The following is a 26,680-nucleotide window of genomic DNA, read 5'->3' on the forward strand; positions in this document are numbered from 1 at the left end:
TTTCATCGGCGACGGCCACCCAGCAGGCTGCCGAGTACGCCACGGATGATCTGATTGGTAATCTGGCGCGTAGCGCTTTTCGCCATGGTCTGCACCACGCCATCGTGCTTGCCGCCGCGCGGGCCGGTTCGGCCAAACAGGATCTCTTTCAGCCCGCCGAGAATGCCGTTATCTACCGCGACATCGTCGCCTTTCGCCGGAGGCGCACTGGCCTGATCGCTGGCGGCCTGAAACCCTTTTTGCAGCTTCTCAAATGCCGATTCGCGATCAACTTCGCTGTCATATTTGCCATAGAGCGGTGAATGGTTGATCAGGCCGTTGCGTTCATCGCCTGTGACCGGACCCATACGTGAGCCAGGTGCGATCACCATGGCGCGTTCTACCACCGACGGGCTGCCTTTGATATCCAGGAAGGAGATCAGCGCTTCGCCGGTGCCCAGCGCCTGAATCGCCTCGACGCTGTCAAACGCCGGATTGGCGCGCAGGGTATCGGCGGCGGTTTTTACCGCTTTCTGATCTTTGGGGGTGAAGGCGCGCAGGGCGTGCTGGACGCGGTTGCCGAGCTGGCCCAGCACCCGATCGGGAATATCCGCCGGGTTCTGGGTGACGAACCAGACGCCGACCCCTTTGGAGCGGATCAGCCGCATGACCTGTTCTATTTTCTCCAGCAGCACCGGCGGCGCGTCGGTAAACAGCAGGTGCGCCTCATCAAAGAAAAACACCAGCTTTGGCTGATCGAGATCGCCCGCTTCCGGCAGATGCTCATAAAGCTCCGAAAGCAGCCACAGCAGGCTGGTGGCGTAGAGTTTCGGCATCTGGTAGAGCTTCTCGGCAGAGAGGATGTTGATGACGCCTTTGCCGTTGCTGTCGACGCGCATCCAGTCGGCGATATCCAGCATCGGTTCACCAAAGAAGTGCTCCGCGCCCTGTTGCTCCAGCGTCAGTAATCCGCGCTGGATGGCGCCGACCGAGGCGCTGTTGATGTTGCCGTAGTGGGTCTGGAAGCTTTTGGCGTTGTCACCGATGTACTGGGTCATGGCGCGCAGATCTTTGAAGTCCAGCAGCAGCAAACCCTGGTCATCGGCGATGCGGAAAATAATCTGCAATACGCCGCTCTGCACCTCATTCAGGTTCAGCAGTCGCGCCAGCAGCAACGGCCCGAGATCAGAGACGGTAGCGCGAACCGGATGGCCTTTCTCGCCGAAGATATCCCACAGCACCACCGGATTGCTCTGCGGCTGCCAGTCGGTGACGCCGATTTTCGCCAGCCTCTCCTGCAGCTTTTCGCTGGACTGGCCAGCCATCGCCACGCCGGTCAAATCGCCTTTAACGTCAGCCATAAAGACCGGCACGCCGCTGGCGGAGAACGATTCAGCCAGTTTCTGCAGCGTAACGGTTTTACCGGTGCCGGTCGCGCCGGTGATCAGGCCATGGCGGTTGGCCATTTGCGGCAACAGATGAAGTTCGACGTCTGGCGTACGGGCAATCAGTAGCGGGGAAGTCATGATTTCCACTCTCAGGCATTGGGTTATGCCTGAAGGATAGCAAGCCGGAGCGGCACAGGAGGAGAACTATTCACCAAAAAAAAGCCGCTGCCGGGGAGCAGCGGCCTGCAACAGTGGTTTACTTCTGCACCTCTTCAAAATTGAGCAGGCTGACCCCGATGCCCTGCTGCAGGTGACTGAGGTTGCTGCGCACCGCCACCTGGGTTGCGCCCTGCAACAGCATGACAAACGGCGAATCCTGCTGGATGCGGGTTTGCAGCCCGGTGTAGAGGTTGCGACGTTTCACCGCATCGCTCTCTCCGGCGGCGGCGCGGGTCTGTGCACTCAGCTCCGGAATCGTCCAGCCGACGCGCCACGCCAGGGTTTTGCCGCCGCCCGGCACGTTATAGGCAAAGGTGCTGGCATTGGTGTTGGGATCGATGTAGTCCGCGCCCCAGTAAGTAAAGATGGCCTGGAAGTCACGGCTGCGCATTTTGCTCCACAGCTCCGATTCCGCCACCGGCTGGATATCAAGCTGCACATCCGCTTTGGCAAAACTGGCCTGCAGTGCCTGCGCCACGTCAATGTAAGGCGGCTGGTTCACCACCGTCAGCGCGATATGGGTGCCAGGTTTAATGCCGCCTTTTTGCAGAATCGCCTGTGCCTTTTTCAGATCGTAATGGAACGGTGTCGTGTTCAGCGCACCATCGAAGCCATCCGGCAGGAAGCTCTGATGAATGCGGTACTGACCTTTCAGCAGCTGGTTCGCCAGGCTGTCATAGTCAACCAGCCAGTGTGCCGCCTGCCACAGCGCCGGATTCCCCAGCGCCGGTTGCTGCGGGCTTTGGGTGTTAAAGCCGATGTAATAAACCAGGCTGGACGGGAAAGCATCAATACGCACATTGGCGGTGTTCTTCAGCGCTGTAATCTGATCCGGACCGAGCTGATAGGCGACATCCACATCGCCCTGCTGGATCAGCAGACGGCGGCTGCCCGGATCGGCCACACCTTTCAGCAATACCCGCTTCAGATGCGGCTTCCGGATGCTGTTGGGATTGGCTTCCAGCACCAGCGCCTGCAGCGGCACAAACTGTTTTATGGCATAGGCGGCGCTACCGGCGGAGTGCACCTTCAGCCAGCTATTGCCGTAATCGTTGTTGCTGGCGTGCTCTTGTGCCAGTTTGCTGTCGACGATGGAGGAGACTGGCGCGGTCAGCAGGCGCAGCGCCAGATCGCTGCCGATCTCCGCTGGCCAGCGCAGTTCAAGCTGGTGGTCATTAATTACCGTGAACTGCTGATCGATGTTTTCTGGCGTCCAGCCAAATTCACCCAGAATAAAAGAGGGCGCTTTATTGAGTTTTACTGCACGGGTTAATGAGAAGACCACATCCTGTGCGGTCACGGGATGACCACTGGCGAAGCGGGCCTGCGGATTAAGATCAAACACCAGGCTGTGAGGCGTTTTGCCTGCCTGCCAGCGCGTGGCCGCCAGCGGCGAGAGCTGCTGCGGATTCTGATGGTCCGGCTCCAGCAGCGTCTGGTAGATATTGCGCAGGCTGCTGTTGCTGACGGTCTCAAAACTTTCAGCCGGATCGAAACTGATGATGCCATCAAGCGGAACGGCAATCACCAGGGTGTCGCCAGGCGTGGCGGCGTGTGCCGGGTGAACCAGTGCCAGAGCCGTAAACAGGGACAAGAGTGTTTTTCGCATGGAGAGTTATCCTGAGTCGTTGATAGCTCTACTCTATCGGGCGCCGGATAATCTCCAAATGCGGGTTTCTTATGAGCTTTGCACAATTATTAGCGTAGTCATTCAGGCAAAGAGACAAAATAAGATAATGACGGTCAGTAATTATTTTATTGTCATTTTACAGCGGGCGGAATAAAGCCGGTTTTACTCAGCCGATCACAAATTGCGCACAGTCTGATTGTATGACTATCAAAGTCACTATAGTGTTAACGATGAGAATCATTCTCTTGTATGGAAGTATGATATTTTTTTATCGGTTATCTGGCGTGATGATGACAGGGCGAAAATAATAACCCTCATTCCTGCGTTAAAAGAGTTAAATACCCGATTTTTATGCGGTTTTACCCCCGATTTCCGCGCTGTAAATCTTTTACCTCTCCGCAACCCTTTCGCAACACCATGATAAACTTTTACTAAGACACATCTTAAATTCAATTTTTACATCCAGACATATCTATATCCCTAAGATTGCCAGGTTATTAACCGATAAGTTCCGTTAGTCACCGAACCATAATTCTACCTGCCCTTGTCTGTTCTGCCGTCGTCTGTGCCGTGTGCGTTGATCTCTGCGGGGAGTTTTCCGCCTGCACTCAGCCTTTCAGCTTCATAACAAATAAAGTGGGTATTTAGCAGATGAGAGTCGTGCGGATATGCTTTTAGAAAAACCCACCACCAGGCGTAAATTTTTGCTCGGTTCACTGCTGGCGTTGCCATTAAGTGAACTGGTCTTCAAAGGCATTACTGCGGCACAGGCGGCAGAGATGGCCGCACCGGAGTTAGCCGATTACAAACCGATCTTTTTTAGTGCCGATGAGTGGCAGTTTATCCTGGCCGCCACTGACCGTTTGATTCCGGCGGGCGGCAAAGGCAAAGCGCCGGGCGCGCTGGAAACTAACGTGCCGATCTTTATCGATCAGCAGCTGCACAGCGAAGCGTTTGGCAGCGAAATCTACATGCAGGGGCCGTTCAATACGCAGGCGCCCGCAACCATGGGTTACCAGATCCCGTTCCGCCCACAGCAGATGTATCAGACCGGTATCCGGCTGATTAATCAGTGGTCGCAGAACACTCATCAGAAAGCGTTTCATGCACTGACGCTGGAAGAGAAAGATGCGGTACTGACCCAGGTAAACAAAAACGAGATCGACTTTGCCGCACTGGGCGAAGCCGATCTTAAGCCTGCGCATTTCTTCAGCCAGCTGCTTTCCGATACCAAGCATGGCTACCTTGCTGACCCGATGTACGGCGGTAATAAAGGCATGAAAGCCTGGATCGCCATCGGCTTCCCCGGCGCGCGTGCCAGCTTCACCGAATGGGTGAAACAGCACAACGTTCCTTATCCGCTGGGTCCGGTCAGTGTGAAGGGCGAACGCGCGTAGGGCGCGTCCACATCAGGTATTTGAAACAGGATTATCATGGCACAGGTTACTAAAAAAGAAGTCGACGTCGTGGTCTGCGGCCTCGGCTGGGCAGGCTCGCTGATGAGCATCGAGCTGGCACTGGCAGGTCTGGATGTGCGCGCCCTTGAGCGCGGCGGCGATCGCGATTATGACGAGTTCGCCTACCCGAAACCGGCGGATGAATACGCCTATGCGGTGCGCAACAAAGTGTTTGCCACCCCCGCCGAAGTGGCGGTCACCGTCCGCTACAACAGCAGCCAGACGGCATTGCCAACCCGTAAATGGGGTGCGTTTGCTCCGGGCACCGGCGTAGGCGGTTCCGGTCTGCACTGGACGGCGGTACTGATCCGTCCGACACCAACCGATATCAAACTGAAGACCTATGTCGACGAGGCTTACAAGCCGGGCATTCTGCAGGATGATATGCGGGTGATGGACTTCCCGTTCAGCTGGGAAGAGATCGAACCTTACTACTATAAATTCGAACTGATTTGCGGCCAGTCGGGTAACACCGGCAACCTGCGCGGCAAAATTCTGGAAGGCGGCGATCCGTTTGAAGGCCCGCGTTCTGAGCCTTATCCGCTGCCTGCGCTGGATGACACGCTGAACAACGTGATGTTCAAAGAGGTGGCGACCAAACTCGGTTACCATCCGTTCCCGAACCCGTCGGCCTGTGTGTCACGTGCGTGGAAAAACCCGTACGGCAACCAGATCGCGCCGTGCAACTACTGCGGCTACTGCAGTAAATATCCCTGCCTGAACTACTCCAAAGCGTCGCCGCAGACCGCCGTAATGGATTCACTGAAGCGTATGCCGAACTTCTCCTATGAAGTGAATGCGGAAGTGATCAAGGTCGTGCTGAACGATGATAAGAAAACCGCGAAAGGCGTGATCTACATCGATGCACAGGGCAATGAGTGCTTCCAGCCAGCGAAAATCGTGGTGCTGAGCAGCTTCCAGCTCTACAACGTGCGTCTGATGCTGCTCTCCGGCATCGGCAAGCCTTACAACCCGATTACCGAAGAGGGTGTGGTAGGGCGTAACTACGCGTTCCTGTCCAACGGCGGCGCGACGCTGTTCTTTAAAGATAAAAACTTCAATCCGTACGCTACGGCGGGCGCGACCGGCCAGATGTTTAACGATATCTCGCCAGGCAACTTCGACGGCCCATCCCTCGGCTTCCTCGGCGGCGCGAAGATCCACAGCTCACAGGCGACCGGTACGCCGATCAGCACCGCGCTGCCAAAAGGCACGCCGACCTGGGGCATGGGATACAAGGAAGGTCTGGAGGAGTGGTACGGTCATTCCATGAAGATCAGCATCACCACCACCTGCCAGTCTTACCGCGATATCTATCTGGATCTCGATCCGAACTACAACGATCACCGTGGCCTGCCACTGCTGCGCATGACATTCAACTGGAAAGAGAATGAGCTGAAGCTGCAGCAGCACCTGAAAGGCATCGTCGGCAATATCGCGAAAGAGCTGAACCCTGACAGCATGAGCATGAGCTTCCTGCCAATGGGCGCGGACTTTGACCTGACCAAATATGTCTCTACCCACAACGTGGGCGGTGCCGTAATGGGCGATAACCCGAAAACCTCGGCGCTGAATAAGTATCTGCAGAGCTGGGACGTGCATAACGTCTTTGTGCCGGGCGGCAACGCTTTCCCGCAGAACTTCCAGGCGAACCCGACCGATACCATCGGTGCGATCACCCTGATGGCGGCACAGGCGATCAAAGATCAGTATCTGAAAAATCCCGGCCCACTGGTACAGGCATAAGCGCATGAATAAGCTGAAACTGAAATCTTTTATCTTTGCCAACGCGGTGCTGTTAGCCAGCGGATTTGCGCTGCCGGTTCACGCCGAAGATGAAGCGCAACTGATTAAGCAGGGCGAATATCTCTCGCGGCTGGGCGACTGCATGGCGTGCCACTCCCTGCCTGGTAAGCCTGACTATTCGGGCGGGCTGGCGATTGAGTCGAACCTTGGCACCATCTTCTCCACCAACATCACGCCCGATAAGCAGCACGGCATCGGCAACTACAGCGAGCAGCAGTTCTCTGACGCAGTGCGCAAAGGGGTATTACCGGACGGTTCGCATCTCTATCCGGCGATGCCTTATCCTGATTACGCCAAAATCAGTGATGCCGACATCCACGCGCTTTACGTCTACTTCATGAAAGGCGTGCAGCCAAGCGCAGAACAGCCGCCGGAAACCGATCTGAGCTTCCCGTTCAGCCAGCGCTGGGGCATGCGCTTCTGGAACTGGGCGTTCGCCTCGGATAAGCCGTTCCAGCCGATTGGTGGTGCGTCAGCAGAGGTCAACCGCGGTGCCTATATCGTGGAGAGTCTGGGCCACTGCGGCAGCTGTCATACGCCGCGCGGTCTGGGCATGAACGAGAAAGCGCTGGATAGCGGTGACGATAAATTCCTGGCAGGCGGCAGCCTGAACAACTGGGATGTGCCGTCACTGCGTGGCCTGCCGCGCTGGAGCGAGCAGGAAGTGGTGGACTACCTGCAGACCGGCCGTAACGATAAAGCGGCGGTGGGCGGCGAGATGACCTCGGTGATTGAGCACAGCAGCTCACACATGACCGACGCCGATCTGAAAGCCATCGCGGCCTACCTGAAGTTCCTGGGCGGCAACCCGCCATTGCAGGCGTATAACGTGCAGGCGCAGCAGGCAACGGAAGCGAAACTCACTGCCGCGAAGAACCTGAGCGAAGGCGAGCGTCTTTATCTGGATAACTGCGGTGCCTGTCACTTCGTGACCGGCAAAGGCGCGCCGGGGATCTTCCCTGAGCTGGATCAGGCGACGATCGTGAATGCTAAAGATCCAACCGGATTGATCCACACCATCCTGGCGGGTGCTCAGCAGCCTTCCACCACGAAAGCCCCGTCGAAACTGGCGATGCCAGGCTTTGGTCAGCGTCTGAGTGATGAAGAGGTGGCGCAGCTGGCGACCTTTATTCGTCAGGGCTGGAGCAACACCGCGCCAGCGGTGAGCAAAGATCAGGTTGCTGAAGTGCGTAAAACGCTGAAGTAAGCGAGCTTTCCCCTCTGCCCGTTCGGAGAGGGGAAATCCCGGATTAGTGAAAGGTGCGCACCACTTCCAGCACGCCGTTAATGATAAACTGCACGCCCATACAGACCAGTAAAAATCCCATCAGGCGCGATATCGCCTCAATGCCGCTTTTACCCACCAGCTTCATGATGGCACCCGAACTGCGCAGTGAAATCCACAGAATCAGACTCACCAGCAGGAAGATCAGCACTGGCGCGACGGTGATGACCCAGGCCGGAAAGTCGACGCCGCTTCTTACCGTCGAGGCAGAGGAGATGATCATCGCAATGGTACCTGGCCCGGCCGTACTCGGCATCGCCAGCGGCACAAAGGCGATATTCACCGGCTCTTTGGCTTCATCCAGCTCATCCAGTTTCTGCTTTGCTTCGACAGAATGGCCGGCAGGTTTAGCCGGGAACAGCATCCGAAAACCGATAAAAGCGACGATCAGGCCGCCCGCCATGCGCAGGCCAGGAATGGAGATGCCGAAGGTATTCAGCACCGCGCTGCCCGCGTACCACGCCACCATCATGATGGCGAAGACATAGATAGAAGCCTGGCGCGCCTGTCGGTTGCGCTCCTGGAAGTTCATCTCACCCGCCAGCCCCAGGAACAGCGCCACGGTGGTGAGTGGATTGGCGAGCGGCAGGATCACCACCAGCCCCAGGCTGACTGCTTTAATTAACTCCAGCATGACAAATCGCCTTTTCCGTGGTGATTAGTGCTTCGGACGCTCCAGCGCCTCAAGCAGTTCCGGGAAGAAGTCCTGCAGGATTTCAGGCGTCATCAGTTCGGGATACTGCATCAGATGTTCGCGGATACGCTCGTTGATGTCCGGCAGCAGACGCTGGGCCGCGGCGCTGGCGGTGATTTTGTGCTTCTTCATGGCGCGCAGCAGATCGCCTGGCAGCGCGTCTTCATCGTCGGCGTCATCCACCATCTCCAGCGCGTCCAGTTCGTCGAACATCTCCATCAGCGCTTCGGTCTGTGGCGTGCGCGACTCATATTCACGCGGATGTTCATCTTCCAGGAAACGCAGCATGGCGCGCATCGGCGTGCCGTCTGGCGTAGAAGGCGGCTCGGTAGCGAACCAGCTCAGCAGCTGATGCATGGTGATCTGATGAACGCGAAAGCCGCTGTCGACCAGCTCATCGGCCAGCAGCTCGGCGGTTTCGTTTTCAATCACGCAGATGTGAGTACGTTTGGGTTCGTACTGCTCCAGCCACTGGTAGATCTCTTCAATCACGCCATCGTCATACTCGAATTTTTTGGTGACATAGCTGTCGTCCTGTTCGTGAACGCAGGCCTGAATCTGATCGGGGTCGAAGTAAAGTGCGATGTTGATGCCTTTCATGCGTGCTGTCCTGTAGAAATCAAAACAACACTATAGCGCTCAACCCCAGGTTAAGGGAATGTCAGGCGTCACAGCATGGGGGGCGTTTAACGCTCCCCTCAGAGCAGAGAGGGGAGAGAAGGGAAGGAGATTACGAGATAAAGTTTTTGCCCTGCTTCAGCACCACGTCACAGGCTTTGGTTTTCAGCTTCTCACCCATCGGCGAGTTGCTCAGGCTTTGCAGATTCAACTGCTGGCCATTACCGGTATTCAGCAGACCGGCCACGCCCTGGGTGTAGTCGGTTTTTTGTTCCTGCGCGGTGGTGGTGTTCAGACCGAGCTTGCTCAGCACCTGATCTTTTACCGACTGCACATTGTTTTTCACCACGTTATGTTCGACGCAGTACTGCATCACACCAGCGGCGTTGGTCATGCTGTTGGCGCTGACCGCTTTATCGCCGCCACCCAGCATGCTGGTAATGGTAGAAAGCGACATGCCGCCATTCTGCTGCGTGGTGCCGGTGGTGCTGCCGTTGTTCTGCTGGCTGAGCTGCGACGCTGCACTGCTCAGCTGATCCTGCCAGCTTGCCGCTGATGCACTGCCTGCGACCAGAAGTGCCGCCAGTCCCCATCCCCACGCACTGCGTTGTGCTTGCTTCATTTCAACCTCGGTATGTGCTTATTCAGTTTTCCTAAGAAAGGCTGACGGGCAGAAAGTTCCTGACTTCCTTTTATAAATAGCGTCTTAAATAGCACTTTGGGAATCTTCTGTAATAAGAGCGATAAAATATTCAGATGCTTGTGGGTGTTATTATTCTGTGAAGTGATTAACTGAAGGCAGTAATAAGCACATCCCGCGGAAATATTATTTAATATCCTCACGCTGTTTATCAGGAATTGTCCTGGTTTAAATTAAAGTTACCGCTTTGCTTATAGCGTGTTTTCTAAGCGCTTGCGTCTGGTCTGGTAATATTTACCTGCGAAATCATCTTAATATAACTTAATGTATTTTAGTTATTTTTTATTTTTAGCGTAGCGGTGATTTAAGCCAGATTGCTGTTCTTTGATGCGGGTTTTTGTACCGTAATTAAATTGAGTTAGCGGAATTTTTTATTATTCCGGCTTGCGAAATCAGCCAGAGTGTTCATGCTTAATCACTGTATCACTGTATCACTGTATCACTGTATCACTGTATCACTGTATCACTGTATCACTGTATCACTGTATCACTGTATCACTGTGTCAGGCAGTTGTGGCAGATATTTAATTTAACGGGAGCGATATTATGGCTGGACAGCCAGAGCACAATAATAATGCAGAGGTCACGCTTAAACTCGCTGAAGAGCAAATAGCCCTGACGAAGCAAAAGATTGTGGATGGACATGTCCGTGTTACCCGTTCCACAACTGAGCATGACGAGGTCATCAGTACACTGCTTAACCGGGAGAAGGTTGAGGTTGAGCATGTAGCGAAAGCGCAACCTGTTGAAACGATGCCCGAAATCAGGGAAGAGAACGGTGTACTGATTGTCCCGGTAGTAGAGGAAGAAATCCAAATCGTCAGAAAGCTGGTGCTTAAAGAGGAGATCCACATCCGAAAAGTGCAGGAGAATGTTCCTTTTCAGGAAGTGGTGACCCGACGTGAGCAGCAGGTGAACGTTGAAAGAGATGACGATCAAATTAGCTAACAGAGAGGAACCTATCATGGCACATGAAAAAATCGTAACACTGTTCGATTCTGCAATTCAGGCAGAGGCCGCGAAAAGAAATCTCGTGAAAGCAGGCTTTTCTGATCGGGACATCAGTCTTATCAGTGGAGAACGTTTGCAGGAGGAAGGACACTCTATCCGCCATCCGAGCATCTGGCAGCGTCTGTTTGGTCACTCCGTTGATAAAGAGCAGGCCGATGTTTATACCAGAGCGATGGACAAGGGCGGCGTAGTGCTGACTATCCGCACCGAGGAGGAGAAGCTGGCTCGCGCCATGACTATTCTCCATTCTCATGACTCGGTGGACGTTCCGTCACGTATGCAAAGCTCGGTTGAGAATGGCACCACCGCGCCGGGCATCAACCCGACGACGGCAGGTAAGCAGTTTGCCGGTGAGACCAACGACCGCCAGGTTGAACCGCGACGCACCTCACTGACCGGTGATGAGAGCGAAGCTGACATTTTGCGTCTTGCCGAAGAGCAGGTGGAAGTGGGTAAACGTCTGGTGAGCGAAGGCTCCACTCGTGTTCGCCGCTATACCGTGACCGATACCGTATCTGAAGATATCTCGCTGCATGAGCAGCACGCTGACATCTTCCGCCGTTCGGTGAATGAACCCGCGCTGGCTGGTGAAGTGGACTGGTCAGAGAAAACCGTCGAGGTCGCTGAGACCCATGAGCAGCCGGTGATCAACAAAACGACCCACGTGAAAGAAGAAGTGGTGGTGCGTACCGACGGCAGCGATCGTACCGAGACCATTAACGACACGGTGCGTCGGCAGGAAGTGGATATCGACCATGCACGAGGTGGGCTGGAGCGCGAACTGCCGGGTACAACCGCAGGGGTAAAACCTGCGACCGCCGCAGCAGGCACGCAGTCACCAGGTGCACATAACCGCGACCACAAAGAGAGCCTGACTGAGAAGGTGAGTGAGAAAGCCAGCGAAGTGAAGGATAAGGTCGGGAATAAATTGCACGACCACTCGCATTGAGGCGCTTATCCTGACAACAACAGGCGCTAATGGGCACCGCTGATGCCAGATGCTGAGCATGCAAGATGCAAGAAGGGGCCAACCGTGAGGTTGGCTCTTTTGCGTTATTTTTTCCTGATAATCGCATTCAGCCAGGCTTCGTCGCCGCGTCCGATACGAACATCACCGGTCTGCCAGATTTTATCTATTTCAAGAGCAAATCTCTTTACCGCTGTGTCCTCAGAGCCAGCCTCACTTTTTATCTCCATCGTATTTTTAGTCAGGAGGCTGCCGCCGGGAGTATTAATCCTCTCGATCAGTTTCTGTAACCCAGCCCTATCCATATCCGTAAATCTGCGCCCGTCCTTTTCCCGTTCGCCGCGGCCATATTTAAAAGAGAGATACTCTACGCCGCCAGGCTTCAGCGCTATGGCCAGTTTTGTCATGACGCCGGGTAGTTCAGCTTCGGAAACATGCAGCAGCGAGGCGCAGCACCAGATACCGTCATATGTTTCAACCGCATCAACATCCTGAAAGCGCATCTGTTCTACAGGCTTCCCGGATAACTGGCGGGCCAGCGCAACCAGCTCCGCCGAGGCATCAAAGGCTTCGACGATAAAACCCATTTCGCTGAAGGCTTTAACGTCACGACCTGAACCGCAGCCTGCATCGAGAATGCGAGCGCCCGGTGGCAGACAGTCAATAAAAGGCGGGTAAAGCGCAGACATATCCACGCTTACCGTATCCGTAAAAAATCGTTGAGCATTCTGCCGGTAATAATCTTCGTTGTTCAAAACAGGCTGTCTCCCTGTGCCGCTGGCTGCCACTCGTGGAGCAGGGCAAATTTTGCCGTATCCCAGCTGTTTTGCAGGAAACTGTGCCGCAGCAGCGGCGTTGCGCCGGTCTGGCGGATTAACGTCTCCCGCAGTGGCAGATGACTGTTAATAAAGTATTCGTTTCGATCATGCAGTCGCTGCAAAAGTGTTATTGAGGGAATGCGTGCAAATTTACCCTGAGCGCCGCGATTACAGGTCTGGCAGGCCAGCACCAGATTCCAGACGCCGTTGAGGTTGCCGATTTGCTCGCTGAGCATCAGCGGCAGAAAGTGATCGACATCCGCCAGGTTCTCTTCGCCACCCGTCACGCCAATGGCACGGAAGCAATAAAAGCACCGGCCTTTCTGGTAGCCATTCAGGCTGCTGCGGCAGCTGGTAATGGTGACGCGGCGACCGCTCTGACGGCTGAAAAGCATCTTGTCATTATCGTCATAATCAACCGCAATCAGGTTGCGTGAAACGTTCATCGCCCAGGCTTCTTCTACCAGCCGCCATCTGGCATCCGTTTCCGCTTTCAGACTGGCAAACTGTTCGTTTTCCGTCAGCTGATAAAAGTTCTCCGTCAGCCGGATGCCTTTATGGCTTCGCCGTTCATCCATGAAAAAGCGTTTGTCGATCTCGGCGTGATTCACATTGTGAAAAGCATCGATGACGTTAGCAAACCCGCGCTTAACGGTAATGGCAATTAACTGTTCTTCGCTGATTTCGCCTGCGTTGAATTGTCTGCATGCCTCCAGAAACTCGCTGCTTTTGCTGGTGATCTGCTTTGGTGCATGGCGCAGGTGGGCGCATAAATGCCGCACAAAAGGCACGGCCAGCGCTTCCAGCGTAATCAGGTCGTTGTCCGGCTGCTTCAGGTCGTACAGCGCATGGGCAAGGGCAAATTTATAAGAGGCGACGTTTTTGCCAAAAAGGATAACGCCGCGCCAGTAGTTTTCAAGACGGGGATCGGCCTGGTAAAAGCGCATGCAGGATCCTGTTTTGCGAGACAGCTCGAGGAATTCATGTAACAGGATCACATAACAAATGCAGGTAAATGTAAACCGTAAAGGTGGGGAGGAGTTTGGGCGTTTTTAGGGGCGAACAGGTGCTGTAAGACAATCAAGACAACATCAGCGTGAGAGGTAAGTAGAGGGAGGATACTCAGGCTAAAACGTTGGGCCATAGCCGGATTTATTCAGGCAACTCAGTTGTGCGGCAGGTGCGCAGCAATGTCTGTCGCTGGTACGCGTCAGACAGATCGTAGTGCACTGAAAGATGAGCGGGCAGGGCGGTAAAAACGGATAACGGCGTCATATCTTCTTCGATATAATCAGAAGCTATCCGAACAGGTCGGGTCATTTAAATGCATCAGTTTGTTTATTTTATTTTCTCACTGCTGTCGTTAGCTTTCTTCATTTTGTTCATCTGGTATTGCTTCAGGCCTTTGCCCCTTAAAAAAGGGCCTCCTCCTTCTCCAGGAGAGATGAAAAAGATATCGGCTAACACTCCGATATTGAAAAAATTGGGCATGAACACGGAAGATTATTACTATGACAGCGACTTCCTGTATCAGCAGCGTGACGGCGAAACGCTTTGCAAAGTTCCGCTGGAAAATATTATCAGGATAAAAGTTTCCGGAACTGAAGTCAGCAGTCGCCGGGTATGGCTGGTTCGCTATGTCACCGGGTCTTATAGCACCCAAAGGGAGTTCAGAGTCCTGAACAACTACACCCTTTTTAATCGGAATTTTGCCGGTTTTCTTGCCGCCGTAAAAGAGGCTAATCCAGCGGCTGAGGTGCAGGAAATGACCTTAGGACGACTGTAAATTGGCAGGATAGCGCGGAGCGCTTTAGCATGAGCAATGATATGGAACCCTCAATGGCGGACGTTATCGCTTTTGTCCGCGATTTTTCAGGATGTAGACGTGAAATAATCGATGAAAATACCTGGCTGGAAAAGGATTTGGGGATTACCGGCGATGATGGTGTTGAATTGCTGGAGGAGGTCGAAAAAGTTTTCGGCGTGAGCTTTTCTGCAGAAGAAGGTGGTTTCAGGAAGGCGTTCTCTCTGAAAGAAAACGAATATCTTTTCCATAGTGAAGGCATCGATTTTTTTGGCATTGTTTATCTTTGCAGACGACTGCGCGGTATTCCTGTGTCTGTCATCCGCGATCTCTCTGTCGGCCAGCTGCATAGCGTGCTGGTTGAAGCGCTTAACAAAAAAGAGAGAGTTACCCGATAGGCGCATCGCCCAGGACGGGGCGTAGCCTTTTTTCAAAGCCTGGCGGCGATTAACAATGGCTTTGGGTTCCCTCACACCGATGGTGAAAGAGTGATACCCGTACTGATATCAGAAATACAACCTGAGGGACTAAAGTGAACTGTAAACCGATGCTTTTCGTACTGGCGGCGTTCTCCCTGTCGGCTCAGGCCGCCCAGAGCGGAAAAACGCTTGAGCACAAAGACTGGGAAGTGGTCTGTGATAACACCCTGACCTGTCGCATTGCGGGTTATGCCAAAGAAGAGGATCCCTCCGGCTCCATTCTGCTTACCCGTGCCGCTGGACCAGGAACGGAGCCAGTGGGAGAAGTGACGCTGGGTGATACCGAAGATGACAGCACACCGGCGGAAAAACTGACGCTGTGGATCGACGGGAAATCAGCAGGCGATCTGGTGGCGGCTGATGATAACTGGCGGCTTTCGGCAAGTCAGACCTCTGCGGTAATCAGTGCCGTCAAAGGCAGCGGTAAAGTCGAATTTAAAGGCGGCACAAAGCCTTTCCTGCTTTCCGGCGAAGGCGCTTATGCCGTGCTGCTGAAAGCTGATGATGTTCAGGGCCGTATCGGCACGCCAGGCGCGCTCACCAAAAAGGGCAATAAACCAGAAAGCAGCGTGGCTAAGGCTGTGCCCGCACCGGTTATTCAGGCGGCAAAAACCCTCAGCGGCGAACCCCGTTTGCTGACCGCACCAGAAATCGACGCGCTGAAAACCCGCCTGCTTTCTACGGTCAATCACAATGACGATGACACGTGCGATAGCCTGTATTCACCTGCAGAAAACAGTGACCCGGAAACCGACGGACTCGCGCTTACGCCACTGGATGACACACACGCTTTGCTTTCGGCGCTCTGCTGGCGGGCCGCTTATAACGAAGGATATGGCTACTGGGTCATTGATAACCAGCTGAAAGGCAAGCCTGAACTGGTGACCATCTCCGGGTCGAATTACGACAAGGGCGAAATTACCAGTGTGCAGAAAGGCCGGGGTATCGGAGACTGTATGAGCCAGGAAAGCTGGGTGTGGGACGGCAAGGCTTTTCGCAAAAGCTATGACGGCGGGACCGGTATGTGTCGTTATATCCATGCAGGCGGCACCTGGGATCTGCCGACGCTGGTGACGGATGTGAAGGCTGTTTCGGGTTAGACAGGTGAACCTGAGAACCCAAGAGACGGTTTTTTCAGCAGTTGCACATTCGCCTGCTGATAAGGGTTGCGGAAACAGGGGGTAACGGTATAATCCTCAACGTTTTCCGCATACCCTTCAGTGCCGAAGTGGCGAAATCGGTAGACGCAGTTGATTCAAAATCAACCGCCGCGAGGCGTGCCGGTTCGATTCCGGCCTTCGGCACCAGTATCCTGTCCATCCTCGTCCGAGGAAGTGCAAATAAACCTTTAAAATCAACATGCAGGCTGATTTTATTATCCGGCATCGTCCGAGCGCATCCGTTGCAATCCAGACTCTGCTGGGGGCATAATTGGGGGCATCCCCACTTCGATAAGAAATGTGCCCCCAAAATGAAGCTGAACGCCCGCCAAGTCGATACTGCAAAGCCTAAAGAAAAAACCTATAAAATGGCTGATGGTGGCGGTTTGTACCTTGAAGTCACTCCCAAAGGATCAAAGTACTGGCGTATGAAGTACCGACGGCCAGCCGACAAAAAAGAGGACCGGCTTGCCTTTGGAGTCTGGCCGACAGTCACGCTTGCTGAGGCGCGTGCTAAGCGTGATGAAGCCAAAAAAATATTAGGGCAAGGGATTGACCCCAAAGCTGAACAGAAAGAAGCCCAGGCTGAAAATGCAGGGGCTTATACTTTTGAAACGATAGCCCGCGAATGGCATGCCAGTAATAAGCGCTGGAGTGATGACCATCGTTCAAGGATCCTGCGCTATCTCGAACTGTATATTTTTCCTCATATTGGTTCAGCAGATGTTCGTAAGCTGAAAACCAGCCAGCTGTTAGCACCTATTAAGGCCGTTGATGTCAGTGGCAGACATGATGTCGCTCAGCGTCTCCAGCAGCGTGTTACGGCGATAATGCGCTATGCCGTGCAGAACGATTATATTGAATCTAATCCAGCTGTTGATATGGCCGGGGCACTTTCTACGGTAAAGGCTCGTCATTATCCCGCCTTACCCTTCAGCCGTTTTCCTGAGTTTCTTGCGCGCCTTGCCTCATATCGTGGGCGAATTATGACGCGTATTGCCGTAGAGCTTTCATTACTGACTTTTGTCCGTTCCAGTGAGCTGCGCTTTGCTCGGTGGGATGAGTTCGATTTTGACAGAGCATACTGGCGTATTCCGGCAAAGCGTGAGGAAATTGAAGGTGTACGTTACTCACATCGTGGTATGAAGATGAAAGAGGAACACATTGTTCCGTTAAGTAGGCAGGCGCTGGTTTTACTTAACGAGCTAAAGCAACTTAGCGGTGATAACCCACGTTTGTTTCCTGGTGACCACGACCCAAAAAAAGTGATGAGTGAAAACACGCTCAATAACGCCTTGCGTGCTATGGGATACGACACGAAAACCGAGGTGTGCGGCCATGGTTTCAGAACGATGGCTCGTGGTGCGTTGGGTGAATCAGGATTGTGGAATGATGATGCTATTGAGCGGCAGTTAAGTCATACCGAGCGTAATAGCGTTAGAGCTGCTTACACCCATACTTCAGAGCATCTACAGGAGCGTTTCTTAATGGTTCAATGGTGGGCAGACTATCTAGATGCGAATCGAAGTTTTTTCAAAACCCCATATGATTTTGGCCAGCTATATGTAAGTATCAAGTGACATAGTGCTTAGTATTTTAAGCCAATTAATATCCTAACTTTAACGGAATAAACGAGGTAATTAATGAATATTACTAGAGTTAAACTTAAAAACTGGAAGAACTTTAGAAATATAAATGTTGCTTTAAACGATCGTGCGTATGTTATAGGGCCAAACGCGGTAGGTAAATCTAACTTTCTTGATGTTTTTAGATTTATGAGTGATCTCTGTAAGGATGGTGGAGGGCTGCAAAAAGCTGTAAATGATCGTGGGGGAATTACTAAGTTACGATGCTTGCAAGCACGTAACGATACTGAGGTGGCTATCTCACTTGAGCTGTCTGAAGATAGTGATGTATGGACTTATGATTTAATTTTTAAAGCCTCTGGTCGAGGCAAGCAACTTATAAATGTTACGCGTGAAAAAGTAACCAAGAATGGAATCGAAATTCTATCGCGACCAAATGATAAAGATGCGTTAGATGCGGTTCAGCTTACACAAACATATCTAGAACAAATACTAGCAAATCAAGACTTTAGGCCAATAGCAACATTTTTCTCATCGATTACATATTTGCATATCGTCCCACAACTATTAAAGTTTGCAAAAGAAATTGGTGTAAACAAAATTGAGGATGATCCATTTGGCCAGGGTTTTTTAGATAGATTGGCTAATACTCAAAGTCGAACCCGAGATGCTTGGTTGAAGAAAATACAGGCAGGGCTATCCATTGCAGTTCCTCAGTTCAAAGAATTAAGGTTTGAGCGAGATGAATCAGGTCAACCACACCTTGAAGCTCGTTATGAACACTGGAGACCTAATGCGGGATGGCAAAAAGAAGACCAGTTTTCTGATGGAACTTTACGTTTAATCGGTCTAATGTGGTCATTATTGGAAAAAAGGCAATTGCTTTTATTGGAAGAGCCTGAGTTATCACTTAACAGTGAGATTGTGAGATATATTCCTGAAATTATTGAAAATATTCTTAGGGGGGCACGAAATAAGAAACAAATAATAATAAGTACACATAGTACTCCTCTGTTAAGTAATGATATCGATGGTAATAATATCATATTATTCGTCGCGACTGAAAATGGCACAACCGCAAGATCGCCTACAGAAGAAGAACTAGATGCTATGAGGGCCGGTTTTTCTCCAGCCGATATTATGTTACCCCAGACTTCTCCCTATGATATCAAGAGAATTACAGGGATATAAAATATGAAAATTTCAATTGCAACGGAAGATGCCCTAACAGAAGAAATAGTCTTGAAGATGCTATCTCTTAAAGGTAGGTTTGAAATATTGCACCGGCTGGGAAAGAAAGGTTGCGGGTTTTTAGTTAGTAAATTAAATAATTTTAATCAGCTTTCTCGGACTCATAACGTTCTGGTATTTTTCGACCTTGATTTAAAGCCCTCGCAAGATGCTTATGTTCAAGAAATTGAAGGGTATTTAGCCAATAAACAACAATCTCTTCATGTTTTAATTTCTGTAAGAGAGGTTGAAAGCTGGATTCTGGCAGATCGTGAAGGGTTAGCGAACTTCCTACATGTTTCTAAAGAAAAGATTGATAGGAGCCCTGAGCAACTCCTTGACCCAAAAGAAAAAATAGTGAATTTAGCACGTAACTCAAAGAATTCAATTATAAGAAAAGGTATTGCGCCTTCGCAAGGCGCTGCTGCCAAGGTGGGGATTTCATATAATACTTTGCTTATTGATTTTATATGGAGCAGATGGGATCTTAATCGAGCTATTGAGTATTCACCAAGTTTAAAGGTGGTTTCAGATTTGATAGATTCCTTGTGATGCTTTTCCATATTTTATAAGGGTGGGTTATGATATTCAGATTCTACACGACATTCAGATTTCTTAAAATAATTGGAGGTAATTTTGAGGATTTCGATCTGCTTCCTGGGGTTACAGCTGTAAGAGAAAGAATGAAAATAAGAAAGATTCTATCAAAAGAATTCAAGTCTAATTCGGGGTTGATAGAGTTTAACCATTTTTATGAAGCTAATCATGTTATTTATGCGGAATTTTCAAATGAGCTTTTTGAATCTCACCGCGGAAGTCATGAAGCACTTATGGCTTGGTTGTTATGGATCGATATGTTGGTTTACAGCTCTTGGCTGATAAAAGATAACTGCATTCTTTGTGAGATAGCGTACTGTAATAAGACCGACAAAAAAAATTTATCGCATTGGACTAATAATAGCCTTATGAGCTTACACACGCTGGCTGATGGAAATCGTTTTGTTGATACTGACTTTAGTCATGACGAACTTGTAAAATGGGAAGAAGTCAATAATAGGCTGCAAAGTTATCTCTATGGCAATAACTCCACAATTTTTGTTTCTTTTTTGGATTCAAAGTATTCAAGATATGGAAGAGCGTATAACTTTGTTAAAGCAGCTAAAAGGGAATTCAACCCCGCAATGAAGATCGCACATTATTGTAGTGCTTTGGAAAGTTTGTTTTCTACTGATAGTTCTGAATTGTCTCACAAGCTATCAGAAAGAATAGCTATTTTTTTAAGAGATTATGGCTATGACCCAATAGCGACTTTTGACGATATCAAATCATTTTATAATGTTCGCTCTAAGGTGACGCATGGAGATAGCTTGAAATCAAGTAAGGTTGAGTTCATACCACAAATGAGTGTCAAGTTAGATAATTATCTAAGAACTGTGATGAACATAATTCTTGATTCCAATGATTTAATGGAAATTTTTAACGGTGATAAGAACGAATTTGAGAATTTTTTTAAGAAAAAAATCCTGACCGTTAGTTGAAAGAATTCGCATTGTTTTCAGGCTCTGCGCGCGCTCGTAGCCCCGCCACGCCTGCCCGCTTTATGCAGCGGTTTTCATGCACCTGCATGATTAGCTCTGAGCCGCGCCGCTGCTGGCCTTGCCTGCCGTTCCCGAGTGCCGGAGACTCATGCGTTTCCATGCAGCATAGACATGCACTCACGCAACGGACGTAAAAAAGCCCGGCACGGGCCGGGCTTCGGTGAGTTCCTGAGTCTGCGGCTCAGAAAAGTTTACGCTTGCGGCGGTCGGTTCTGGCTCCCCGGAAAGGATGCGCACCGCTGACGCTCAGCACGTCATCACGGAACATCAGCGGCTGATTTACGCTCGTCCATCGCTTAATCAGGTTCTGGACATATACGCGGTAAAGCGTGTCGGCATCGTTCGCGCCTTCGATAACGCCCGGTGCATGCGTTGAGCCATTCCGTTCAAACTGGCTGTACTTCATCCTGAGCAGGCTGCTCAGCTCTGCGCCGTGAATGATAAAGAAGTCATCAATCAGCGTATCAATACGCTCATCCGTGATGCCCTCATGACAGAATACGTAAGCGTTAGCCTTACGCCCGGTTACGTCTGCCAGCACCGGCAGCTGCTTTTCCTTTTCGGCAATCAGCCCGGCAAGGTCTGATGCCGTTTCCTGCTGCTCCAGATACTCCGCCCGCAGCGCCTTCATCTCCGGCGTGACGTTGCCGCCATTCTGTCCCAGCAGTTCACGGAAGCGTGCCCGGTTGTCCCGGCTTGCCTGCTCCATCTCGGCCTTACGCTGGCGCAGCCCGCTGAGATTTTCAGTAGCGGCGTTTTCGGTCTGTCTTGCCTCCAGCCAGCCCAGCATCTTTGTATTGAGGTCTTCAATACGCAACCGCCACTCAGAGGACAGCCCCTTTACCAGCTCGGTGGTGTGGCTGATAACGTCGGCCTCGGGTAACCGGAGGAGCCATCCGGCTTCCTTAAGTGGGCGCTGTGCTCTGGCCTGCGCCGTACCGATACGGTTACCGGCGGCCTGAATCTGTTCGTCGGTCATCTGCTGCTGTGTCATGCTGTTTTTCCTCTCTTTCAGGGCTGTGCGTGGCGGTCTTTGCGGGCACTGGCTGAACCATAGCGGCCCAGCGTCTGCGGCTGACGAACCGGCACGTCATTCTGCGGTTCCGGCTCTGCCGCTGCGGGCCTGTGCGGCTTCATGATGATTTTCTCGACGCTCTCCAGCGCGGTGAAGGTGCAGGAGCAGTCAAGGTTCTGGCACTGGTACCAGGTACGCTTTACAGAGGGCGCTTCATAAGCGCTGGTGCGGGTGTGGGCTACCTGACCACATTCGGGACATTTCAGGGCCATCTCGTTTCCTGTCGGCTGGTTTCAGTAAGTCAATTGTGCCGGGTCTGGCACAGTGGCTGCTACCGGAGAGCGTTGTATGACGGACCAGACAAAAGCATTACTTCTGGCGAGCCAGGAAAAGGTCTCACTGAAGCCTGTTATCAGCTTTCAGTTTTATATAAATCCTTCACTATTCTTCACCAGAGAGAAAAAAATAGTAAATACAGTAAATTAAGAGGTGAAGAGTGAAAAAGTAATCCTTCACCCTCTGTTCACCATTGATCATCGCCGGGATTCCGGCCTTATTTGCCCTTTAGAATGAGTAGTTTTTAAAATTCGACTGAAGCAAACTTAAAGTTATTGGATAAAACCTTACTATCCCTCTTTAGTACTATTTAGTACTGTTCTCGTACACCCATGCTTTATGTGGTTTTTGTGCGACCGGTCAGACAGATTTCTGTTGTTGTCACCGGCAAAAATATTCGCAAAATAAAGAGCTACCCGATGCCGTACACACCTGTGCGGCGCTTAACGGATACATAAGAGGTAGCTCATGCACACGACTTTAAACGCTCATTCATCCGCCCCGGCGGCCCCTGCCATGCCGGTATCATTCCCGGTCCAGGAACGCTTTATGCGCCTGCCGGAAGTGATCCACGTCTGCGGCCTGTCCCGCTCAACCATCTATGACCTCATCAGCCGCAATGCTTTTCCGGCGCAGGTATCGCTTGGCGGCAAGAACGTCGCGTGGCTTGCCAGCGAGGTCAGCGCCTGGATGAATGCACGCATCGCCGCACGCGCAGCATGATCTTCACCAACTGTTGAGATTTTCCGCCATGCTGCATTTTCCTGTGTTCCCCGGCTTGCGCGCCGGGGGCATTCCCTGGTACAGTCTCTCTGCTGTCGCAAAATCGGCAGCCGGGCGTGGAAACCCGAGCAAAACAAAGGCGACACCAGACGCGCCATGCGTCTTTTTTTGTGTCTGTGCCCATGTGCACCCATTTTTCGGGCGGCGGTTCTGTTTCCGCTGTGCCTTCTGCGTAATGGTGGCCCGGGCGGGGCAGCCTTCGGGCTGGCCGGTTTCCTTTGTTGCCGGTATTTCCACCCCCGTCCGGGCTGCCACCCATGAGCGTGGAAACTCTGGTGGTAGCTGTAAAAAGCTAACAAAGGAGTTTGCCCCTATGGCTGCGGTTCTTAATCCCCCATACCCTCAGTTTGTTTTCGTCTTTGCCGCCGTGCGCCGTACCGAGCGCCAGCAGCGTATCCACATGATCCGCACCGTTGCCGCTGACGAACGCGCCGCCCGCCGGCCGCTGGCCCGCAATTACATACTTTCCCTCGCTGCCCGCCTGCCGGTCAGGGAGGTGCGCGCATGACTCACGCCACCATTTCCCACGCCGACCTGTTGCGCCTTGAGCACCTGCGCAACGCCGGGCGCTTTATCAGCGACATGACCCTGCTTCAGGATTGCCACGAGCAGCCACAGGCCACACAGCAGGCGCAGCTGAACTCGCTTATTTTCCTCATCACCGAGCAGCTGGACGGGGTGGTGAACCGCTGTCAGGACGGCTGGATGAACGGGAAGGTTGAGTCATGAGCACACGTACCCTTTCCCCCGAACTGCGTTCCGCGCTGTCCCGCCGCGCGGTGGCCTGCGCCTGGCTGACCGTCTGCCGCGAACAGAAGCGCTATCCCGGCCTGACGCTGGCGCGTCTTGAGCACGCCATTGAAACCGAGCTGGAAGGCTTCTATCTGCGCCAGCACGGACGCCAGCGCGGTCAGGAAATTGCCTGCGCGCTGCTCGACGACCTGCTGGCCGCCGGGCCGATCAAGTCGGCCCCGTGCCTGAGCTTTCTGGGACAGGTGGTGATGGATGAACTCTGCGGGCGTCTCAAAGACGCGCCGGTGCTGCACTGAGGGAGAAAAGAACAATGAAAATGACCGTATCAGACGCGGCAAAAGCCGCACAGGGCCAGTGGCCCCGTATCCTTCCCGCACTGGGCGTGAAGGTGGTGAAGAACCGCCATACCTCCTGCCCGGTATGCGGCGGAACCGACCGCTTCCGCTTTGACGACCAGGAGGGGCGCGGCACGTGGATTTGTAATCAGTGCGGTGCCGGTGACGGCATAGACCTGGTGAAAAAGGCCCTCTCACTGAGCCTGACCGAAGCCGCCGCGCGGGTAAACGGCCTGACCGGCAGCCTGCCACCGATGGACAGCACGCCTGTCGCCAGCGCGGGCGAAGATAACGAAGCCGCACGCGCCGCCGCCGTAAAGCAGGCCCGGCAGCTGGTCAGCACCGCGCAGCAGGCAACCGGCAACGCCTACCTGTCCCGTAAGGGCTGGCCGGAGCAGTCCTGCCTGACGCTGGCGAAGCCGCAGAAAATCGCGCTCACGGCCTATCGCGCCGGTGATTTGCTCGTTCCCCTCCATGATGCGGGCGGCCAGCTGGTCAACGTGCAGCTGATTAACGCCGCGGGCGAGAAGCGCACGCTGAAGGGCGGACAGGTAAAAGGCGCGTGCCACGTCCTCAGCACCGGCAAACCGGCAGCGCGCATCTGGCTGACGGAGGGCTACGCCACCGGCCTGACGGTGCACAACCTGACCGGGGATGAGGTGTGGATTGCCCTGTCGTCCGTTAACCTCCTTTCTCTGGCTGGCCTTGCCCGTGAAAAGCACGCCGCACTGCCGCTGCTGATTGCAGCCGACCGCGACCTGAACGGCGACGGCCAGACTAAAGCAAGGCAGGCAGCCGAAGCCAGTCGCGCCGCCGTGGCCCTGCCGCCGGTGTTCGGTGACTGGAATGACGCCTTCATGCAGCACGGTGAGGAAAGCACCCGGCTGGCGCTGACCGAAGCCGCCACGCCGCCTGCCGCCAGTCCGTTCGACGTAATGAGCGAGGCGGAATTTTCAGCCATGAGCGCCAGTGAAAAGGCGGAGCGCGTGGCGGAGCACTACCGCAGCGCGCTGGCCGTGGACGCCAGCGGGGAAATTCTGTCACGCTACCGCTCCGGCGCGTGGAAGGTGATTTCCGGGAAGCAGTTTGAGCGCGACGTGGCGAAGCTGTTTCAGCGCCTGCGCGCGCCGTTTTCGGCGGGCAAGATTTCGGGCGTAGTGGACACGCTGAAGCTGATGCTGCCGCAGCAGGCCGACCCGGCGCGCCGCCTGATTGGCTTCCGTAATGGCGTGCTGGACACCCGCACCGGCGGCTTCAGCCCGCACAGTAAAGACTTCTGGCTGCGCACGGTCAGCGAGGTGGACTACACAAAGCCCGTTCAGGGTGAAACGCTGGCAGAGCATGCGCCGCACTTCTGGCAGTGGCTCGACCGCGCTGCCGGACGGGACCCGGCCAAACGCGACATTATTCTGGCCGCGCTGTTTATGGTGCTGGCGAACCGCTATGACTGGCAGCTGTTTCTGGAGGTCACCGGACCCGGTGGCAGTGGTAAAAGCATCATGGCGGAAATCGCCACCATGCTGGCCGGAACGGACAACACTACCTCCGCGACCATTGAAACGCTGGAGTCGTCGCGCGAACGCGCGGCAGTGATTGGCTACTCGCTGATTATCCTTCCCGACCAGGAAAAATGGAGCGGCGACGGCGCGGGCATCAAGGCTATTACCGGCGGCGATGCGGTCTCAGTAGACCCGAAGTATCGCGACGCCTATTCGACCCACATTCCGGCGGTGATTCTGGCGGTGAACAACAATCCGATGCGCTTCACCGACCGCAGCGGGGGCGTGTCGCGCCGCCGGGTGATACTGCACTTCCCGGAAATTATCCCGGCAGACGAGCGCGATCCGCAGCTGAAGGAAAAAATCAGCGGTGAGCTGGCCGTTATTGTGCGCCAGCTGATGCAGCAGTTCAGCCAGCCACAGCAGGCCCGGTCGCTGCTTCAGTCGCAGCAGAACTCTGACGAGGCGATGCGCATCAAGCGTGATGCGGACCCGATGGTGGACTTCTGCGGCTACCTGTTCACCACGCCGGAGCCAAACGCGCTTTACATGGGGAACGCCAGCATCAGGCCGCTTCAGCCCAGGCGTTACCTTTACCATGCCTATCTGGCCTATATGGAGGCCAACGGCTACAAGAATCCGCTCAGCATGAAAATGTTCGGCCTGTCACTGGAAAGCATCATGCGGGAGTACGGACAGCACTATATGAAGCGCCGCACTAAGCTGGGGATACAGACCAACCTTGATCTGACGGAAGAAAGCAGCACCGACTGGCTGCCGAAGTGCGACGCCCCTGCAGCGGCATGACTATCAGAACCGGCGAAAGCCGGTTTTTTTACGCTCATGCTTCACCACCGGTGAAAAATATCTGTCACACTTCACCTATTCATCACCACTTAATGGGTTGTTTAATATAGATAAAAGTGAAGGGTGAACAGTGTGAAGCATTTTTCGTAAAATCTTATTTTTACACCAATGCTTCTTTGGTTAGGTGCTTAATTGCACCTGACTTGACGATCCATTTGCATTTTACTTGGCGACATTTGCAAATTGCCTGATCACCGCCAACAAAATCTGGCCATACAGATTTGACGGTGAAAGAGTTTCGTCTGAGCGTCTGCTATGTGCTCAAGCGGTGTGAAAACCCTAACCCAAAACTTAAGTGCATGCATAAATTCAAAAACTGAAATTTCTCGACTAGTTAGCTGAGCCAAATTTTACGTTTGAGTGCAGTTTTTAGCCCTGTTTTTTTAGGAGTTTAAGTGACCATAATAGTTTTCATATAGCCTGTGCCAGAAGCAAAAATTACTAAGATCTTTGTGTATCAAGCGGCGGGAGTTGATCGTAGCAGTTCGCTCCAAGCTGCAATGTGTACGAACCCTATAGTCCGACTACCGCGCTCATTTCGATAACTATCGTCTGATGCTCAAATCTAAAAGGTACGAAAAATCGCGATTGGTAGACAGAATGTGTGAGAGCTGTTGTAAGATTTCTTGAAGTGCCGCTATGCCTATAGCTACACTGGAAGGA

General features: G+C 53.0%; 26 protein-coding genes and 1 tRNA gene. 18 read left to right on the forward strand and 9 right to left on the reverse strand.

The window, feature by feature from the left end; genetic code table 11:
* Positions 1 to 2 precede the first annotated feature (2 nt).
* Entirely contained in the window at positions 3 to 1,505 is a 1,503-nt protein-coding gene (locus tag AC6I8B_RS02455) for a helicase HerA-like C-terminal domain-containing protein (RefSeq protein WP_157353468.1), read from the reverse strand.
* A gap of 118 nt (positions 1,506 to 1,623) precedes the next feature.
* Entirely contained in the window at positions 1,624 to 3,195 is a 1,572-nt protein-coding gene (locus tag AC6I8B_RS02460; protein WP_497817574.1) for an ABC transporter substrate-binding protein, read from the reverse strand.
* Positions 3,196 to 3,884: 689 nt separating this feature from the next.
* Here AC6I8B_RS02460 and AC6I8B_RS02465 point away from each other — a divergent pair.
* From AC6I8B_RS02465 to AC6I8B_RS02475, 3 genes are read left to right on the forward strand one after another with little or no spacing between them, the layout of a single operon-like run.
* Complete coding sequence (locus AC6I8B_RS02465) at positions 3,885 to 4,613, forward strand: gluconate 2-dehydrogenase subunit 3 family protein (RefSeq protein WP_010251628.1); 729 nt, start codon at positions 3,885 to 3,887, stop codon at positions 4,611 to 4,613.
* A gap of 36 nt (positions 4,614 to 4,649) precedes the next feature.
* The gene (locus AC6I8B_RS02470) at positions 4,650 to 6,419 is read left to right on the forward strand and encodes a GMC family oxidoreductase (RefSeq protein ID WP_010251625.1); all 1,770 of its coding nucleotides are present in this window, start codon (positions 4,650 to 4,652) and stop codon (positions 6,417 to 6,419) included.
* Positions 6,420 to 6,423: 4 nt separating this feature from the next.
* On the forward strand, positions 6,424 to 7,686 hold the full coding sequence (locus tag AC6I8B_RS02475) for a c-type cytochrome (protein ID WP_497817575.1): 1,263 nt from the start codon (positions 6,424 to 6,426) through the stop codon (positions 7,684 to 7,686).
* Positions 7,687 to 7,729: 43 nt separating this feature from the next.
* On the opposite strand, the gene AC6I8B_RS02480 is transcribed toward AC6I8B_RS02475, so the two are convergent.
* From AC6I8B_RS02480 to AC6I8B_RS02490, 3 genes are all read right to left on the reverse strand, one after another.
* Complete coding sequence (locus AC6I8B_RS02480; protein WP_010671772.1) at positions 7,730 to 8,398, reverse strand: MarC family NAAT transporter; 669 nt, start codon at positions 8,396 to 8,398, stop codon at positions 7,730 to 7,732.
* Positions 8,399 to 8,422: 24 nt separating this feature from the next.
* Positions 8,423 to 9,058, reverse strand: coding sequence for a hypothetical protein (locus AC6I8B_RS02485; RefSeq protein WP_497817576.1), 636 nt, complete (start codon positions 9,056 to 9,058; stop codon positions 8,423 to 8,425).
* Between the two features lie 130 nt (positions 9,059 to 9,188).
* A complete protein-coding gene (locus AC6I8B_RS02490) occupies positions 9,189 to 9,698 on the reverse strand; it encodes a YjjA family protein (RefSeq protein WP_010251612.1) in 510 nt (169 codons plus the stop codon).
* Between the two features lie 624 nt (positions 9,699 to 10,322).
* Between AC6I8B_RS02490 and AC6I8B_RS02495 the strand changes: the two genes are divergently transcribed.
* Complete coding sequence (locus tag AC6I8B_RS02495) at positions 10,323 to 10,724, forward strand: DUF2382 domain-containing protein (RefSeq protein ID WP_010251609.1); 402 nt, start codon at positions 10,323 to 10,325, stop codon at positions 10,722 to 10,724.
* 16 nt (positions 10,725 to 10,740) lie between these two features.
* Positions 10,741 to 11,736: a YsnF/AvaK domain-containing protein gene (locus AC6I8B_RS02500; protein WP_083070269.1), complete on the forward strand. Its 996-nt coding sequence runs from the start codon at positions 10,741 to 10,743 to the stop codon at positions 11,734 to 11,736.
* Positions 11,737 to 11,840: 104 nt separating this feature from the next.
* Here the strand turns inward: AC6I8B_RS02500 and AC6I8B_RS02505 are convergent, their stop codons facing one another.
* Positions 11,841 to 12,509, reverse strand: coding sequence for a class I SAM-dependent methyltransferase (locus AC6I8B_RS02505; RefSeq protein ID WP_497816127.1), 669 nt, complete (start codon positions 12,507 to 12,509; stop codon positions 11,841 to 11,843).
* A complete protein-coding gene (locus AC6I8B_RS02510) occupies positions 12,506 to 13,519 on the reverse strand; it encodes an HNH endonuclease family protein (RefSeq protein WP_033787461.1) in 1,014 nt (337 codons plus the stop codon). The genes AC6I8B_RS02505 and AC6I8B_RS02510 overlap by 4 nt, the downstream gene beginning before the upstream one ends.
* Positions 13,520 to 13,896: 377 nt before the next feature.
* Here AC6I8B_RS02510 and AC6I8B_RS02515 point away from each other — a divergent pair, with 377 nt between their 5' ends.
* From AC6I8B_RS02515 to AC6I8B_RS02550, 8 genes are all read left to right on the forward strand, one after another.
* Complete coding sequence (locus tag AC6I8B_RS02515) at positions 13,897 to 14,358, forward strand: hypothetical protein (protein WP_495915048.1); 462 nt, start codon at positions 13,897 to 13,899, stop codon at positions 14,356 to 14,358.
* Between the two features lie 29 nt (positions 14,359 to 14,387).
* The gene (locus AC6I8B_RS02520) at positions 14,388 to 14,774 is read left to right on the forward strand and encodes an acyl carrier protein (RefSeq protein WP_238697651.1); all 387 of its coding nucleotides are present in this window, start codon (positions 14,388 to 14,390) and stop codon (positions 14,772 to 14,774) included.
* Between the two features lie 149 nt (positions 14,775 to 14,923).
* Positions 14,924 to 15,955 carry a DUF1176 domain-containing protein gene (locus tag AC6I8B_RS02525; protein ID WP_497816450.1) on the forward strand — a complete coding sequence of 344 codons (1,032 nt, stop codon included), beginning with the start codon at positions 14,924 to 14,926 and terminating at the stop codon, positions 15,953 to 15,955.
* A gap of 122 nt (positions 15,956 to 16,077) precedes the next feature.
* Positions 16,078 to 16,162: transfer RNA gene (locus tag AC6I8B_RS02530), tRNA-Leu, on the forward strand.
* A gap of 164 nt (positions 16,163 to 16,326) precedes the next feature.
* A complete protein-coding gene (locus tag AC6I8B_RS02535; RefSeq protein ID WP_497817577.1) occupies positions 16,327 to 17,595 on the forward strand; it encodes a tyrosine-type recombinase/integrase in 1,269 nt (422 codons plus the stop codon).
* Positions 17,596 to 17,658: 63 nt separating this feature from the next.
* Positions 17,659 to 18,792, forward strand: a complete 1,134-nt coding sequence (locus AC6I8B_RS02540) for an AAA family ATPase (protein WP_497817578.1) — start codon at positions 17,659 to 17,661, stop codon at positions 18,790 to 18,792.
* 3 nt (positions 18,793 to 18,795) lie between these two features.
* Entirely contained in the window at positions 18,796 to 19,383 is a 588-nt protein-coding gene (locus AC6I8B_RS02545) for a DUF4276 family protein (RefSeq protein ID WP_497817579.1), read from the forward strand.
* Positions 19,384 to 19,514: 131 nt separating this feature from the next.
* Positions 19,515 to 20,369, forward strand: coding sequence for a hypothetical protein (locus tag AC6I8B_RS02550; protein ID WP_497817580.1), 855 nt, complete (start codon positions 19,515 to 19,517; stop codon positions 20,367 to 20,369).
* Positions 20,370 to 20,610: 241 nt separating this feature from the next.
* On the opposite strand, the gene AC6I8B_RS02555 is transcribed toward AC6I8B_RS02550, so the two are convergent.
* Positions 20,611 to 21,423 carry a phage polarity suppression protein gene (locus tag AC6I8B_RS02555; RefSeq protein ID WP_010671764.1) on the reverse strand — a complete coding sequence of 271 codons (813 nt, stop codon included), beginning with the start codon at positions 21,421 to 21,423 and terminating at the stop codon, positions 20,611 to 20,613.
* A 17-nt stretch (positions 21,424 to 21,440) separates the two neighbouring features.
* The gene (locus tag AC6I8B_RS02560) at positions 21,441 to 21,716 is read right to left on the reverse strand and encodes an ogr/Delta-like zinc finger family protein (protein ID WP_010671763.1); all 276 of its coding nucleotides are present in this window, start codon (positions 21,714 to 21,716) and stop codon (positions 21,441 to 21,443) included.
* A gap of 532 nt (positions 21,717 to 22,248) precedes the next feature.
* Here AC6I8B_RS02560 and AC6I8B_RS02565 point away from each other — a divergent pair.
* Genes AC6I8B_RS02565 through AC6I8B_RS02585 form a run of 5 tightly spaced genes read left to right on the forward strand, consistent with a single transcriptional unit; the run spans position 22,249 to position 25,957 of the window.
* Positions 22,249 to 22,503: a helix-turn-helix transcriptional regulator gene (locus AC6I8B_RS02565; RefSeq protein WP_029519472.1), complete on the forward strand. Its 255-nt coding sequence runs from the start codon at positions 22,249 to 22,251 to the stop codon at positions 22,501 to 22,503.
* Between the two features lie 28 nt (positions 22,504 to 22,531).
* Positions 22,532 to 23,071, forward strand: a complete 540-nt coding sequence (locus AC6I8B_RS02570; RefSeq protein ID WP_497817733.1) for a host cell division inhibitor Icd-like protein — start codon at positions 22,532 to 22,534, stop codon at positions 23,069 to 23,071.
* Positions 23,068 to 23,292 carry a hypothetical protein gene (locus AC6I8B_RS02575; RefSeq protein WP_010671760.1) on the forward strand — a complete coding sequence of 75 codons (225 nt, stop codon included), beginning with the start codon at positions 23,068 to 23,070 and terminating at the stop codon, positions 23,290 to 23,292. Before AC6I8B_RS02570 ends, AC6I8B_RS02575 begins: the two co-directional genes overlap by 4 nt.
* Complete coding sequence (locus tag AC6I8B_RS02580; protein WP_010671759.1) at positions 23,289 to 23,612, forward strand: DUF5375 domain-containing protein; 324 nt, start codon at positions 23,289 to 23,291, stop codon at positions 23,610 to 23,612. The genes AC6I8B_RS02575 and AC6I8B_RS02580 overlap by 4 nt, the downstream gene beginning before the upstream one ends.
* Positions 23,613 to 23,626: 14 nt before the next feature.
* Complete coding sequence (locus tag AC6I8B_RS02585; protein WP_497817581.1) at positions 23,627 to 25,957, forward strand: phage/plasmid primase, P4 family; 2,331 nt, start codon at positions 23,627 to 23,629, stop codon at positions 25,955 to 25,957.
* Positions 25,958 to 26,680: the final 723 nt, after the last annotated feature.

It is taken from the genome of Pantoea sp. X-Soil-ISGK-285 (assembly GCF_059730815.1).